The following is a 16,031-nucleotide window of genomic DNA, read 5'->3' on the forward strand; positions in this document are numbered from 1 at the left end:
CTTAGAGCTCCTTTCGATAGAAGCGACGGATAATATCCTCGATATCCGTATCCACCATCTTCAAATCGCGGATTTCAAAATCAGACAGGGTTTGCTTGATAATATCAGCCGACTGGTAGCGAGAACTATCGAATTCAATGTTGAGACTATTCCCCTGTCTATCGATAGTCATATCAGGTAGACCTTCATAGTGAGAAATTAGATGACTTTGACCTGGTAGCAGTTCAAAGGAGAGCGTCTTCATCTTACCAAAGGTTTCCTTGAGTTGGCTCACCGTTCCATCAAAAATCTCTTGCCCCTTATCAATCATAAAAATCCGATCACAGAGTTGCTCAATGTCGCTCAGGTCGTGAGTGGTCAAGAGAATGGTGGTTTCTTCCTCCTGATTGATCTGAGTAATAGCCCGACGAATGTTATCCTTGACCGAAACATCCAAACCAATGGTCGGCTCATCTAAAAAGAGAACCTTGGGATTGTGAAGCAAGGAAGCAGCAATATCCGCCCGCATCCGTTGACCAAGTGAAAGAGTCCGCACGGGGTCCTTGATAAAGTCCTTCAAATCCAAGACTTCATTCAAAAAATCCATGCGTTTATGAAAGAGCGAGTCTGGCACATCGTAAATCTCCTTTAAGACCGTGTAGGTCTCTTGCAGGGCTAAATCCCACCATAACTGGGTTCTTTGCCCGAAGACCACTCCAATATCCTTGACATAATCTTGGCGATTGTCCTGGGGGATCTTGCCGTTAATCCGACAAAAACCAGATGTCGGTTTTAAAATCCCTGTCAGCATTTTAATGGTTGTCGACTTCCCAGCACCATTGGCCCCGATAAATCCTAAAATCTGCCCCTTTGGCACCTCAAAAGTCAAATCCTTGACCGCTTCAAAGGTCTGCTTTTCAGGATGAATAAAGGAACGCAAAGCCCCCTTCAAGCCCGGTTCCTTAACAGTCTTCACAAAATTTTTCTGAAGATGTTCCACTTCTATCATCGCCATATCTATCTCCCTATCGCAAGGAATAGCAACATTGTCTTTTGACTACAAGTATTCTAAATCCTTACTTTCTACACCTTCTACATTTTATTGCTACAGAAGTCTTTATACCAACCTATTATAGTCCAATAAAAACTAAAATGCAAGCGTTTGCCTACAGATTATAAAATTAAAGATTTCTCTCTTAAAATAATAGTTTTAATCAAAAATTCTGGCTTAATAGTTCCCCTTAAAACGCCAAAAACCTGCCCAATAGGCAGGCTGGTGGATAAGAAAAAGAATTTTTTTAATCGAAAAAACTCACGATTCTACTGTTAATCCTTCAGCATTTAATTATTGTCATCACTCTAAAATGATTTCTAACCCCTCAATTACTCTTTAAAAAATCTTCAATACGAGAAACAACCTCATGATTTTGATAATGATAAAGGTCGTGTGGTACATCCATATAGATGACTTTCACATTAGACTGTTCACTAGCAAATTTCTCTGAAAAATGCTGCCATTCTGATTGACCAAAACTAGTACCTTGACCGTTAGACACCAGTAGTAAGGTGGGAATTTTCGGATTAATGTTTGAGGGAACTTTCTTGGCATTTTCCTTTACCTTTTGGGAGTCATGAAGCATGGCTTGTGACATCAACTGCTTATAAGCTAGAATTTTATATTGTTTTCGTTCAGTTTCAATCAGAGTTGGATTTTTTATATAAAAGGACTCAGGAAAGTAGCGTAATAGGCCAATCTTGCTGCTCCAAAATGCCACAGTGATTAAGGCCTGATTTTGCTTTAAATTCTCATAACTAGCTGGCAGTGCCCAATCTAATCCAACCAGGGTTTTCACTTCATCAGGATATTTTTCCTGCCAAGCTAAACTCTCAAGACTAGCCATGGAATGAGACAAAATGATAAAAGGACCTTTGACATTTGCTTGTGAAAGAGCTTGACGCGTCTCAGACAAAACCTCTATCACATCTCTTGAATGATTGCTATCATCACTATAACCATACCCTGCTCTCTCCACGATGACTACCTTATACCGTTTCGATAAGGATTCCGATACTTCTTTAAAGTCCAATATAGGAGAAGCAATACCAGCACCTGAGAGAACTACTATAGTCTCAGGACCATCCCCTTCAACGTAAACATTCATTTGATGTCCATTGACAAGAACTTGTTGCCCCATAGGTGTCAGTGAGGCTTGTTCCTTTTCCAAACTGATACGGTGAAAGATGAATGTAGCCGCTAGAAACAAAAGAACGAAACTAAGAAAGGCAAGACTACATTGTTTTAGTTTTTTCATAGCATTATTGTACAAAAAATAAGTCCTTTAAGCAACTTAAGATTGGTTCTTCTACAGTATATTCACACCAAAAAACCCACCCAATGGGCAGGTTTCATCTGTATTATTCAGCTAGATTAAGCTTTACCTTCTGAACCGAATACGTCGATACGTTCTTCAACTGATGCTTGGATAGCTTTTACACCGTCAGCCAAGAATTTACGTGGGTCGAAGAGTTTTTTCTTGTCGTATTCTGCTTCGTTTGCTTCGTAATCACGAGCAAATTTACGAGTTGCGTTAGCGAATGCGATTTGGCATTCAGTGTTAACGTTAACTTTGGCAACACCAAGTTTGATAGCTGCTTGGATTTGCTCATCAGGAATACCTGATCCACCGTGCAATACGATTGGGAATCCTGGAAGAGCTTCTGTCAATTTTTGCAAGTGGTCAAGGTCAAGACCTTCCCAGTTTGCTGGGTAAGGACCGTGGATGTTACCGATACCAGCTGCCAAGAAGTCGATACCAGTTTCAACCATTGCTTTAGCGTCTTCGATTGGAGCCAATTCACCTTTACCGATGATTCCGTCTTCTTCACCACCGATAGTACCAACTTCAGCTTCTACTGAGATACCTTTAGCGTGTGCTTTTTCAACAACTTCTTTAGCCAATTTAAGGTTTTCTTCAACTGGAAGGTGTGAACCATCAAACATGATTGAAGTGTAACCAACTTCGATACACTCAAGTGCATCTTCGTAGTGACCGTGGTCAAGGTGGATAGCTACTGGTACAGTGATATCCATTGATTCAACAAGGTTAGCGATCAAGTTGCGAGCAACTTTGTAACCACCCATGTATTTAGCAGCACCCATTGAAGTTTGGATCAAAACTGGAGCTTTTTTAGCTTCTGCTGCGCGCAAGATAGCTTGAGTCCACTCAAGGTTGTTTGTGTTAAATCCACCAACTGCATAACCGTTGTCACGAGCTGCTTGGACAAATTTTTCTGCTGAAACGATTGCCATTTTATCAGGCCTCCTGTATATTTTTATGGGTCATCCCATTTACATTGTTCATTTTATCACTTTTTGACAAAAAAATCTAGTTTTTCCCGCAGTTTCGATTGAATTTCTTCTAGCTTCATCTATGTAAACCCTTTCTCTCCCTAGTCTTAGGCGACTTTTGGAAAAGCTATGAAGAAAGTCAAACGATTCTCTTGCATTTCAAAACGATAAGCTAATTTTTCATGTTCCAATAGACTCTTGACCACAAAGAGCCCCATCCCAGACCCCTTGGCCTTGCGACTAGCATTGTCAGAAAAAGACTGGGCTAGTTTTTCTTGTTCTTCTGGACTACAGCTATTTTCTATAAAAAATTCCCCTTCTCTTTCTCCAATGCCAACCAAGCCACCTGGAACAGAGTGCTTGATAGCATTACTGATGAGGTTAGACAGGATTAACTTCATAACTGATGGGTTTAGATAAGCCTGCTGATGAGTCAAACTATTGTCTATCTGGAGCTCTCTTTCCTTGGCTAGTAAAGCATAATCCTTAATCAGACTTTGCGTCATCTGGTATAAGTCAATTTCTTCCCTATCATCTCGCAATTCTTGCACAGAAGAGAGAGAAAGTATCTGCAGAACATGGTGATTGAGCTCATCCACAATTCCTAAGGCTACTCCCAAATAGTGTTCTCTATCCTTATAACGCCCGATATTTTCTTTCATATTTTCAATTAGGATTTTCAAACTAGCCAGAGGTGTTTTCAATTCATGAGAAGCCCCTCGCAAAAATTCGACCTTCATCTTTTCCAGCTGGAGAATAGCTTCATTCTTGTCATGCAAGTCCGCAATAACAGTCAAAAGATGCTGGTAGAGGCTATTGATTTGTTCCTTGAGATCACCAATCTCATCCTTAGAATCCACGCGCAATCGCACTTGGGAATCCAGTTCCATCATTCTACGAGTCACCCGTTTGATTTCCAAAATCGGTGCAACAATGGTCCGAGCATAGATATAGGCCACCAAGAGGGAAATCAGAAAGGATGCCAGCAAGGTATAGGGAAGAAACTGGAGACTGATTTGCTCTGCTTCCTTTTGCAAATCCATGGACGCTAAAAACTGGAGAGTCATGGTACCACCGTCCTGCGTTGTCACCTCGCGCTCCTCGATAAAAAGAGAGGTGGTCTGGCGGTCTGTATCCAGAGGAAGACTGTCCTTGACTTCTAACTTGTCCTCAGTCATCTCTCCCTTGACGGTCCCCTTGATATCACTAGTCTGGGAATACAGCTCTAACACTTGCTCGATACTCTGCCTATCCTTCCCTTCTAGGGACTGGGCAATGGCTGTCGCTTTCTGGCCAATGGTTTCCTGACGATGACTCAGATAAGTCGAAGGAAAAAGAAAATAAATAGCTAAATGAAGGCAAATAACCAGAACACTAAAAATCGAGAAGGTATAGATAAATATCTTTGTAAACAAACCTGTTCGTTTCATTTTCGCTCCAATTTATAACCAACATTGCGCACAGTGAGGATGCAGTCCAAGTCTAGCTTTTTCCGCAATTCCTTGATATAAACATCAATGACACGGTCAAAGGGAACCTCATCTGTCGCTTTCCAGACGGCATCAATTATCTGAGATCGAGTCAAGGCTCGTCCTTCATTTTTCACCAAGTAGTCAAGGATTTCTAACTCTTTGGCATTGATAGCCACTTCTTTACCTGCTAGGCTAGCACTGTAGCTCTCAAAGTCTACCTTGGCATCCTTATAGGAGAAGATTCGTCCCGTATCATAATAGCGCTTGAAAATCGCGTCCACCCTCACTTTTAAGAGGGAGAGGGAGAAAGGTTTTTCCAGATAGCCATCTGCCAAAGAGGCAAAGGCACTCATCTTGTATTCCTCATCCTGAAATGCAGTCAACATCAAAACAGGAACCTGACTGGTTTTACGAATCTCAGCTAGAACTTCCAGACCATTGAGCTTGGGCATCTGGATATCCAGTAAAACTAAGGCTACTTCATAGCTGGAAAATTTTTCTAAGGCTTCCTGACCATCTGCAGCCTCAATGGTTTCATAGCCACAATCCGTCAAATAATCACTGACCCCCTCACGGATCATTTCTTCATCTTCTACAATTAAAATTTTCATACTTTAACTGCTCTCTATTTTTTATTTTTCTTATACTCAATGAAAATCAAAGAACAAACTAGGAAGCTGGCCGCAGGTTGCTCAAAGCACTGCTTTGAGGTTGTAGATAGAACTGACAAAGTCAGTAACATATATACGGTAAGGCGACGCTGACGTGGTTTGAAGAGATTTTCTAAGAGTATTAGAATAACTACCTACTCTATTTTCTATTATAGCCTCTTACTGGCCTTTTGTCTGTAAGCAACTGACCACTAGATAAAACAAAGAGAGCCTATCGCTCTCTCTGCTTGCATTTCACTCTCTATAGAATGAAAATTATTTAGCTGCTTTTGAAAATGTTACAACGTAATTATAATCTTTCCCATTAGCTTGATAGACATAGTCCTCTTTGAAAGTATAGCCGCGTTTGCCCAACTCTTCTTTCTTAGCATCAACTTGGCTCTTGACAGCTGCTTTAATCTGTTCATTTGATAAACCTTCCGCAATTTCAAGAGAAGTTCCATTGATATCTCCTAGGAAACCTGCAATATCTTTCATTTGATCAAAGTTATAAAAAACATTGACTTTGACCTTTTGAGGAACTGGCTGTTCTATACTTCTACGATTTCTGCTAGCGCGTGGTTGAACTGCTGGAGCCATTCTGAAACCTGAAGTTCCTGTAGCCTCCTTAGTGAATGTAACGACGTAGTTATAATTTTTCACAGTAGTATCTTGTTCAAAAATAATGTCATTTTTCACATGATACCCTCTAGCAGCTAAGTCTTTTATCTTGGCTTGAATTTTTTCTTTTACTAGCTCTTTTGCCTGTGCTTCACTCGTTCCTGCAGGAATTGTGACAGTGTTATTTTCTCCCGGATCAGATAGGAAGCCATGAATATCTGGCATTCCAGCGAAGTTATAGCTAATATTTACAGTTCCATCTGGTTCTGATGTTGAACGTGCCACTCTTCTTGCTCTTGCTTGAACTGATGGGGCATTTCTAAAACTTGAACCTCTTTCTGAAGTTGAAGACGGTTGTGTTGGAGATGCTGTCGAAGTCGTGCTTTCTTCACTAGCAGGCTGTGTCGGAGTTGTTGAGGTAGCTTCACCTGAACCATGACCTATTACCGTACTTCCATTGTCAATAGTAGTACCTTCATTACGGCCATTTGTTAAATTATCTTTATTATAGTTTGGTGCTGGTAATTCTTCACCTGGAACATTAATTTCATCAATTTTAGTTTGATATTCATCCGCAGCAGCTACTGCTGCATCATGATCTTTAGCATTATTTATTGCGGCTAATGCGTCTTCTTTTAATGTTTTTAATTCCGCTTTTAATTTTTCTTTTTCGGCTTCGTCTTTAACTTTTTCTATTTCAGCTAGTTTTGAAGATACTCGTTCATTAATAATATCTTCCCCATCTTTTTGTGCATCTGCTAGTTCCTTTTTAGCTTTTGCTTCTTCAGAAGTTAGCTCTTCCGCTTTCGGCTCAGTTGTTGCTGGTTCTTCTGCTTTGGGTGTTGAGGTCGCCGGTGATTCAGAACTTGAATTTGAAGCTACAGGTTGATCTGCAACCCCTGTGTTTGAAGGGGCGTTGTCTGTTACTGAACTTGATTCTGCTGCATTCCCTGATTCATTTGTAGCATCTGCAGATGGAGTATTGGAAGATTCTGCAGTTGTTTCAGTTTTACCTGCTTCTCCAGCTGGCTGTGTAGTGGAATTGGGCTCACCTGAGGCGACCGGTGACGAAGTTGAGTCACTTGGTTGGGTAGCTGTTGAGTCGCCTGTAGGAGTTGTAGATGGCGCTCCAGACTCTTCTGAATGATTACTTGTCGATGGAGATTCAACCGAAGAAGCTGATTCATCGTCTTTCGGTGCTGAGGCCGTTGGTTCTTCTGCTTTTGGCGCTGTTGCTTCGGTTTTTGGAGCTGAAGTTTCAGGTTGTTCTGTAGTTTCCACATTTGAAGTAGTATCATCTGTTACTGAACCTGATGTCGCTGCACTCCCTGAATCATTTGTAGCTTCCGCAGATGGAGTATTGGAAGGTTCTGCAGTTGTTTCAGAGTTACCTGTTTCTCCAGCTGGCTGTGCAGTAGAATTGGTATCGCCTGATGTGACCGGTGCTTCTTCACTTGGGGTTACCAGTGACGATGTTGAATCACTTGGTTGGGTAGCTGTTGAGTCACCTGTAGGAGTTGTAGATGGCGCTCCAGACTCTTCTAAATGATTACCTGCTGATGGAGATTCAACCGAAGAAGCTGATTCATCGTCTTTCGGTGCTGAGGTCGTTGGTTCGTCTGCTTTTGGTGTTGCTCCTGCTGCTGGCTCCTCTGCTTTCGGCGTTGTTCCTGCTGCTGATTCGTCTGCTTTTGGTGTTGTTCCTGCTGCTGGCTCCTCTGCTTTTGGTGTTGTTCCTGCTGCTGGTTCGTCTGCTTTTGGTGTTGCTCCTGCTGCTGGCTCCTCTGCTTTCGGCGTTGTTCCTGCTGCTGGCTCCTCTGCTTTCGGCGTTGTTCCTGCTGCTGGTTCGTCTGCTTTTGGTGTTGCTCCTGCTGCTGGCTCCTCTGCTTTCGGCGTTGTTCCTGCTGCTGATTCGTCTGCTTTTGGTGTTGTTCCTGCTGCTGGCTCCTCTGCTTTTGGTGTTGTTCCTGCTGCTGGTTCGTCTGCTTTTGGTGTTGTTCCTGCTGCTGGTTGGTCTTCCGCTGGTTGTGCTGGAGTTGGTGTTTCTGTCGCTCCTGGTGCTACTGGTTGGTCTTCCGCTGGTTGCGCTGGAGTTGGTTGTTCTGTTGCTCCTGGCGATACTGGTTGGTCTTCCGCTGGTTGCGCTGGGGTTGGTTGTTCTGTTGCTCCCGGCGCTGCTGGTTGGTCTTCCGCTGGTTGTGCTGGAGTTGGTGTTTCTGTCGCTCCTGGCGATACTGGTTGGTCTTCCGCTGGTTGCGCTGGAGTTGGTGTTTCTGTCGCTCCTGGCGATACTGGTTGGTCTTCCGCTGGTTGCGCTGGCTCCTCTACTTTTGGCGCTGGTGTCGCTGGTTCTTCTGCTTTTGGCGCTACTGGAGCTTCTGTTTCTTCTTTAACTTCTGGGCTTGTCTCTGCTGGTGCTTCTGAAGCAGGTTCTTCACCCGATTCTTCCGCTCTTTCCACTACTGGTGCTGATACAGGCTGATAGACTGGGCTATAGTTCACAGTCATTTTTTCAACTTTCTCAGTGACATCTGTTAATTCAAAGGTAACAGCTTTTGTTTCCTGATCTTTCTTGAGCAAGACTTCGTAAGTGCGAACTTCGCCACTTGCACCACTTTCTTTGATGACAATCTTGTGTTTTGTGACTGTATCTGAAACCGTTTCAGCTTCGGTAAAGTACAATTCATTGTGCGGTAAGAATAAATTCTTGCCTGAAGCTTGATTCATTTCTTGAAGTACATCTACAGGGATATTGCTTGCTTCGCTGATAACACTTAATGTATCTCCCCACTTAATGACATACTTAAATAAATCACCTTCTTTTTGAAGGTCAGCTTTTACTTCCTCAACTGTTCTGGCTACCCAGACACCATCTTGTTCACTGGCTGATACAGTTGGAGCTAAAAAGCCCAGACCTAGCAAAATGACACCTGTCGCAACAATTGCACCAGTTCTCAATTTTCTAAAGCCACGGAGGGACAAGCTTCCTCTAACATTTGTTTGTCTCATAATGTTTATTTTTCCTCACTATTCTATATTTTCCAAAGTAGACCCTGCCTAGGTCTACTAGCCTATGTTTGCGATATGGATAGGCTTCTACAGATTTATCTATCTATTTTCAAGATAAGATTTCTATAGATTTTTATGCACAATTCCATATATAAGTTGCGAAACTCCTTTCTAATAAATTCCATAGCTTTAGTATATCATATTTTAAGCACTAAAGTACAAAGAAAGCAACTGAAAGCAATGATTTTCACCACTGCTTTCTGCTTCATTTATCATTTTAAAACTTTCAGTTGCTAGCCACATTTTTCAGTCTAGCATCAGTATTATTCACCATCCAGCAAAAGCTCTTTTGGTTGTTTTCTAAGGAGATTGCTTGAAGCAAGCGCCATAACGAGAACGACTAGAACTAAAGCAAGAACAAAAACGAGGATAAAGTCTGATGTCTGAATGGAAATATCTAGGCTCGACAAGGTCTTGCTAAAGCCATCTACTTCTGCACCACCACCAAGGTTAGAGGCCTGAGCCGCCTTACTAGCCTGTTTGGCAACACCTGAAGTCACATTGGCAAGGACAGTATTTCCGATTGCACGCGCTGTGTAAGTAGCTAAGAAGTAAGCAGAAACAAGAGCAGGGATGGCAATCAAGATGGATTCAGTGATGAATTGACCCAAGATACTTGCCTGCTTGAGACCGATAGAGAGGAGAATTCCCACTTCCTTGCGACGGGCATTGATCCAAAGGCTGAGCAAGAGGGCAAGGAGAAGAACTGAGAAACTCAAGCTACCCCAGAAGAGGAGGTTGGCCATCTTGTACATACCAGAGATGGATTGCTCAAGAGCTGGGTAGTTAGATGAGCTTTTAACGAGTGTATAGCTCTTCCAGTTGATACCACTGATGCCATTCAACTCTTTCATAACATCATCCAAGTTCTTGTCCGCTGTTACAAAGAAGGTTGCGTCCCCATAAATAGCTGTGTCTTCTGTGTATCCATAAAGTTTTGCAGCAGTGTGAATGTCTGTAATAGCTGTGTTTTCATAGAGTTCTTGTGAGTAAGTTACTGCCGACTTATTGTGACCATCAAAGAGTCCCTTGATTCTCACTTCAACTGTTTCCTTGGCACCTTTTTCATTGTCTGCATCGTAGACATTAGAGTCTAGTTTGACCTTATCCCCTACTTTCCAGCCGTGTTTGGCTGCCAAGTCCTTGTGCATGAGAATCTTGTCTTTGTCATCGTTGGTTAGGTGCTCACCTTCGACCAGCTTATAAGAACCGGAAACAAACTTGTCTTCTTTAGAGGAGTCATTGACACCTGTAATCATCAAGCTACTTCCAAAATGTTTAGCACGGTCAGGAGTCAGATTTTTCTTGGTTTCTGGCGTTTCGATGAGTTCATAGCCAGTCAAATCTCCGATAGCGTTGATGCGTTTCACATAAGACTCAATGGCCTTGTTTTCGGTGATTTTCTTGATGTCCTCACCCTTGATATTCCCAGCACCACGAGGCGTTCCTTGATTGACGCGACGATTGATTTGCATGGAGAAACTGTTGGTGATATTTTTAAAAGTCTCCTGAGAAGCCTTGGCAGTAGCTCCCTTGATTGACAAGCCAACCAAACTTAAGCTCGCCATGAGGAGAATAATCAGGAAGATGACAATCGATTTGAAAAACTTCCTTGTAACATAGGCAAATGCGTTGTGTAACATAGGTTCCCTTTCTAGATTTTATTCTATTTTATAGTTCTAACAGAAAAAGCTCGTATTATTTCGTCGTATTGCGAGTTTCAGTCAGTTTCTTATCTTTCAATTCAAGTGTAATATCTGACGCTTGTGCCACTTCTTTGCTGTGAGTTACGACAATGACACATTTACCTGTTTTCTGGGCAAGTGATTTGAGCAGTTCGACAATATCTCCAGCAGTTTTAGGGTCCAGATTTCCTGTTGGCTCATCCGCTAGAATAACTGGAGCTTCTGAGACCAAACTACGAGCAATGGCAACACGTTGCTGTTGACCACCTGATAACTGGAGAACATTCCGCTTGATCTGACTTTCATCCAAACCAAGCTCAAGCAGTGTATCCTTGCTTGCCTTTTTGTTGACCAAGCGGATATTTTCCAGTGGAGAAAGATAATCTATCAAGTTATAATTTTGAAAAACCAAGGAAATATGGTGCATACGATGGTAAGAATAGCCCTTCTTACGAATATCCTCTCCTTGGAAAAGAATAGAACCTTCAACAGGACTATCTAAACCAGCAAGGAGGGACAAGAGTGTGGATTTTCCTGCTCCTGACTCCCCAATAATACTGTAAAATTTCCCGGGTTCAAAATTATAATTGATCTGATATAAAACTGCCTCGGCAGTATTCTTATAACGATAGGTAAGATCTTGCAATTGTAATAAGGTCATGATTTCTCCTTCTTATACTCAATGAAAATCAAAGATTAAACTAGGAAGCTAGCCGCAGGTTGCTCAAAACACTGTTTTGAGGTTGCAGATGGAAGCTGACACGGTTTAAAGAGATTTTCGAAGAGTATTAACTAATAGATGATAAAATTTCTTTAGGCGATTTTCTAAATAAGAATACGAAACAAAGGGCTACAGATAAGCAACTAAGCAGAACTAGAAAAACATAGGATTCTGCAAAAGATAGGATACTGGTTGATAAACTGCTTGCTTTGGCTAGCGTGTCTTGTAAGACTGCCTGATCTCCACTGGCTAGGACAGTTTGGAGCAGATAGGATGTAATGGCATTTCCAGCGATAAAGGATGGAAGCAAAGCACCGAGAGATACCAAAACTACCTCTAAACAGAATTGTAGGAAGATCGAGCTCTTGCCTTTTCCAAGTGCCAGTAAAATTCCCACTTCGTAGACCCTTTCTCTCAACCAGAGAGACAAAACAAGAATTAAGGCCCCTGCTCCTGCTATCAACATCCCATAAAGGAAGATGGTCAGGAAGGTTTGGAAGGTTGCAACTGAGTCTTTGATTTGTTCAAAAGCCTTGTTCTCCTTCTCAACTTGGTAACCTTGACTATCCAAGGACAAGTTTTCTACCTGCTTCATGAGTCCGTCCATTTCCTTAGGATTTTCTACATAGAAGCGCGCTGCACTAACTTGAGGTTCAGTATTGCCCAAAAGGGTTTGGCTACTTTCATAGTCTGTAAAGACTTGGTTTTCACTGAAGTCGGAAGACAAGCCTGTAAATTTTTCTTGTTTTTTACCAGAGAAGATTCCGACGATTTCAAACTCGACAGTTTGTCCTTTACCAGCTTCTGACTGACCAGCATCTAAGGCAATCTTATCATGAAGGGAAAGACCGTTCTTCTTAGCCAACTCTTCGTGGATGATGATTTTCTTTGAATCCCCTTTTTGAAGATGTCGCCCTTCTTTTAAGTTGAAAGCCGAGCTGGTGAAGGTCACATCCTTGGATGAATCCTCAAGAGCCGTTAAGCTAACCAAGTTCTTGTCCGCAGCTGACAAATCATCACGTTCAACGCTCTGCTCGCCACTCACTGCTTCCTTGTCTTTTAGTTTTGCGACCGTCTCGAGTTCAGGAGAAACATTTTCCAGTCCCTTAATCTTGCTTACAGATGCTAGGTCTGACAACTTGAAAGTCTGCCCAGTTTCTATCTTCTTAATAGAAAAAGATGTGTTAAGTGATTTGTAAAGATTGGTTTCCACTGTTTTGTTGGACTTCATCAGAGTCAAACAGGCTGAAATTCCAGCCAATAGGACCAATAAAATCAGAAATAAAATAAAACTTCTCAGTCGTTTTCTGCTGACATAAGCCCAAGCTCTTTGGATTGGATTCATTTGTCACCTCCATATTTGTAAGACTATTATAAAACCTAAATATGAAATGTTTATGAAATACGAAAAAAGAACTAGAATTCTCACAAATGAGTGATTTTCTAGTTCTTTTTGATTTACCAAGACTTTATGCAGGGAAAACTACTAAGGATCAGATGAGATCATCTATTTAAGCTTCCTCTTCATCGTCTTTTTTCTTTTTGGCAAATAGCAAACCAAATGCGCCAAGAAGAGATAGAAGTCCGAATGCACCGGTAGCACGGTTTTCTTGTGTACCAGTATTTGGCAATACTGCTTGCGGTTGAGAAACTGATGAATCAGTTTCTGACACTTCATTCGGCAATTGAGCAGGTACTTCAACTGTTTGACTTGGTTGTTCAGTCGGCTGAGTAGCTGGCACTTCAGCAGGGGTAGCAGTATCTGGTCTACGATTTGTATCGTCAGATGGCGTAGCTGGTCCTTGTTGGCCGTCACCTGTTGTCCCTATCCCTTCTGTGTATTCTGGTACTTCAACTATAGGTGGCACAATTGTTATTAGCTCGGTTCCTGGAATGGTATGACTGATTCCTGTTGTTGGATCTGTCACTGTCGCTGTGCCGTCGTCTCCTACTGTTACTTCCTTACCTGGGTTCTTCGCTTTGACTTTGTCTGCCACTTGTTTTTTCTCTTCTGGAGTTAAATGCGCTTTGTCTTTGACTGGAACTTTTTCAGTTGGTTTCACTGGTTCGAAGTCTTGGTTCACTAGCTCTGTTCCTGGAATTGTGTGACTGATTCCTGTTGTTGGATCTGTCACTGTCGCAGTTCCGTCGTCTCCTACTGTTACTTCCTTACCTGGGTTCTTGTCTTTGACTTTATCTGCCACTTGTTTTTTCTCTTCTGGAGTTAAGTGCGCTTTGTCTTTGACTGGAACTTTTTCGGTTGGTTTCACTGGTTCGAAGTCTTGGTTCACTAAGTCCGTTCCTGGAATTGTATGACTGATTCCTGTTGTTGGATCGGTAACCGTCGCTGTGCCGTCGTCTCCTACTGTTACTTCCTTACCTGGGTTCTTATCTTTGACTTTATCTGCCACTTGTTTCTTCTCTTCTGGAGTTAAGTGGGATTTGTCTTTGACTGGAACTTTTTCAGTTGGTTTCACTGGTTCGAAGTCTTGGTTCACTAAGTCTGTTCCTGGAATTGTGTGACTAATTCCTGTTGTTGGATCTGTCACTGTTGCTGTGCCATCGTCTCCTACTGTTACTTCCTTACCTGGGTTCTTATCTTTGACTTTGTCTGCCACTTGTTTTTTCTCTTCTGGAGTTAAGTGGGATTTGTCTTTCACTGGAACCTTGTCGGTTGGTTTCACTGGGGTGAAGTCTTTAACAGTTAAATCTTTAACTGGAATTACTTTAGATTGACCTGTTTTAGGTTCTGTTACAGTAACATTTCCTTTATCGTCAACTTTAACATCCATATTTGGATTAGATTTTTTAACTTTTTTCTCTAATTCTGTTTTTTCTTCTGGCGTTAAATGTTCTGGATCTGGAACTACAATCGGTAGTGGGATTGTTACTTCAAATTCTCTTGCAGGCTCACCTTTAGCGCTAGTTAATTTACCAGGAATTGTAATATCACTTGTTCCTTCTTTTGGAAGTTTACCGTCTTCTTGGGCAATTCCTTTTCCTGTTGTTGGATTTTCAGGTAACTCATTATGAGATAACTCTACTTTTCCTCCAGTGACAACTTTTTCGCTAGCAATACCAGGTAATTTAACTTTAGTACCTTCAGGAACTCCATCAACTGTTACTTCAACATTTCCAGTTTGTGGATTTTGTGTTCCTACCGTAAATGTTGGAGTTGCACTTAGTACTTTCTTCGCCGGAATCGTCTTATCCCCGTCAGTTTCTGCTGGAAGTTTTGTTCCTTCTGTTACGGTAACTTTGCCTGTTTGTACTTTATCTTTTAGTTGATCATTCTTAATTCTGATTGTTCCATCTTTAACTTTGAATGTTCCGTCTATTCCTGGAACAGTTACTACAGAATCATCTGGGTATTTAGTATCATCATGTCGTTTGATTGTTAGTGTTAAGTCTCCTGTTGTGCCATCTTGTGGTTGGACAGTCACGTTAGGTGCTACTGGTGCGACTTTTAGTGTGACAGCTGTATTTTCTTGAGAACCGTCATTATACGTAATCAATACTGGAACCTCAGTCTCGCTATCTGCAGTTAAGCTTGGTAATTGTTCTTTTGAAGTCACGGAGTGAATGTTCGATGACGCATAGTCTTTCTCTTCCGTTCCTACTGTGACTCCCACAACTCCCGTCTTCGTATGAAGGTCTTCGCCACTCAAGGTGTCTGTTGGTTTCTTGATGATGTCTGTCTTACGAACAGTATGCGCTTGTTTGCTGTAGGCTGCACTGTTTGTGCTATTTTCTAGATCGCCTTCTCCAACTTTTGCTGTGACGGTGACGCTATCGCCTACTTTGTCCGCTGGAACTTCAATCGAACCGCCTGTAACCTTCACGCCTGGATGGTTACCCTCTACAGTCCAAGTGCCATTGTCCCCTTTCTTGACAACAACTGGTCCGCCTTCTGTCAACGGAATCTCGATGCGATCGCCTCCATTTGTCGTATCTGGAGTCACTTTCAAGTTACCGTTTTGCCATTGTTCTACGGTTGGGGCTGTTGGCGCGGCTTTCGTTACTTTCAACTTAACAGTCGTGTCTTCACTACTTCCGTCAGTGTAAGTAATCGTAACTGGAATATCTTGGGTGCTTCCTGCAGTTAAGCTTGGTAATTGTTCTTTTGAAGTCACGGAGTGAATGTTCGATGACGCATAGTCTTTCTCTTCCGTTCCTACTGTGACTCCCACAACTCCCGTCTTCGTATGAAGGTCTTCGCCACTCAAGGTGTCTGTTGGTTTCTTGATGATGTCTGTCTTACGAACAGTATGCGCTTGTTTGCTGTAGGCTGCACTGTTTGTGCTATTTTCTAGATCGCCTTCTCCAACTTTTGCTGTGACGGTGACGCTATCGCCTACTTTGTCCGCTGGAACTTCAATCGAACCGCCTGTAACCTTCACGCCTGGATGGTTACCCTCTACAGCCCAAGTGCCATTGTCCCCTTTCTTGACAACAACTGGTCCGCCTTCTGTCAACGGAATCTCG

10 protein-coding genes are annotated in these 16,031 nt (G+C 42.2%); all 10 read right to left on the reverse strand.

From position 1 onward, the window contains the following. Position 1: 1 nt before the first annotated feature. Positions 2–994 carry an ABC transporter ATP-binding protein gene (locus HMPREF9957_RS12065; RefSeq protein WP_001240786.1) on the reverse strand — a complete coding sequence of 331 codons (993 nt, stop codon included), beginning with the start codon at positions 992–994 and terminating at the stop codon, positions 2–4. 364 nt (positions 995–1,358) lie between these two features. Next, the gene (locus HMPREF9957_RS12070; RefSeq protein WP_029689938.1) at positions 1,359–2,291 is read right to left on the reverse strand and encodes an alpha/beta fold hydrolase; all 933 of its coding nucleotides are present in this window, start codon (positions 2,289–2,291) and stop codon (positions 1,359–1,361) included. A gap of 116 nt (positions 2,292–2,407) precedes the next feature. Then, positions 2,408–3,289, reverse strand: a complete 882-nt coding sequence (locus HMPREF9957_RS12075; RefSeq protein ID WP_001018991.1) for a class II fructose-bisphosphate aldolase — start codon at positions 3,287–3,289, stop codon at positions 2,408–2,410. Between the two features lie 146 nt (positions 3,290–3,435). Further along, positions 3,436–4,758 carry a sensor histidine kinase VncS gene (gene vncS, locus HMPREF9957_RS12080; RefSeq protein WP_000831378.1) on the reverse strand — a complete coding sequence of 441 codons (1,323 nt, stop codon included), beginning with the start codon at positions 4,756–4,758 and terminating at the stop codon, positions 3,436–3,438. Further along, positions 4,755–5,411 (reverse strand): response regulator transcription factor VncR, encoded by a 657-nt coding sequence (gene vncR, locus HMPREF9957_RS12085; RefSeq protein WP_000697955.1) that lies wholly within the window; start codon positions 5,409–5,411, stop codon positions 4,755–4,757. The genes vncS and vncR overlap by 4 nt, the downstream gene beginning before the upstream one ends. 315 nt (positions 5,412–5,726) lie before the next feature. Next, complete coding sequence (locus tag HMPREF9957_RS12345; RefSeq protein ID WP_001250147.1) at positions 5,727–9,080, reverse strand: LysM peptidoglycan-binding domain-containing protein; 3,354 nt, start codon at positions 9,078–9,080, stop codon at positions 5,727–5,729. Between the two features lie 323 nt (positions 9,081–9,403). Continuing rightward, the gene (gene vex3, locus HMPREF9957_RS12095; RefSeq protein WP_000902999.1) at positions 9,404–10,783 is read right to left on the reverse strand and encodes an ABC transporter permease subunit Vex3; all 1,380 of its coding nucleotides are present in this window, start codon (positions 10,781–10,783) and stop codon (positions 9,404–9,406) included. A gap of 55 nt (positions 10,784–10,838) precedes the next feature. After that, positions 10,839–11,486, reverse strand: coding sequence for an ABC transporter ATP-binding subunit Vex2 (gene vex2, locus HMPREF9957_RS12100; protein ID WP_000173725.1), 648 nt, complete (start codon positions 11,484–11,486; stop codon positions 10,839–10,841). Between the two features lie 127 nt (positions 11,487–11,613). Continuing rightward, positions 11,614–12,891: an ABC transporter permease gene (locus HMPREF9957_RS12105; RefSeq protein ID WP_001068280.1), complete on the reverse strand. Its 1,278-nt coding sequence runs from the start codon at positions 12,889–12,891 to the stop codon at positions 11,614–11,616. Positions 12,892–13,057: 166 nt separating this feature from the next. After that, positions 13,058–16,031: LPXTG cell wall anchor domain-containing protein (locus tag HMPREF9957_RS12350; RefSeq protein WP_000341904.1), on the reverse strand; the 2,974-nt coding region annotated here is incomplete at its 5' end.

This window comes from Streptococcus mitis SK1080 (assembly GCF_000220085.1).
Lineage (GTDB): Bacteria > Bacillota > Bacilli > Lactobacillales > Streptococcaceae > Streptococcus > Streptococcus mitis_K.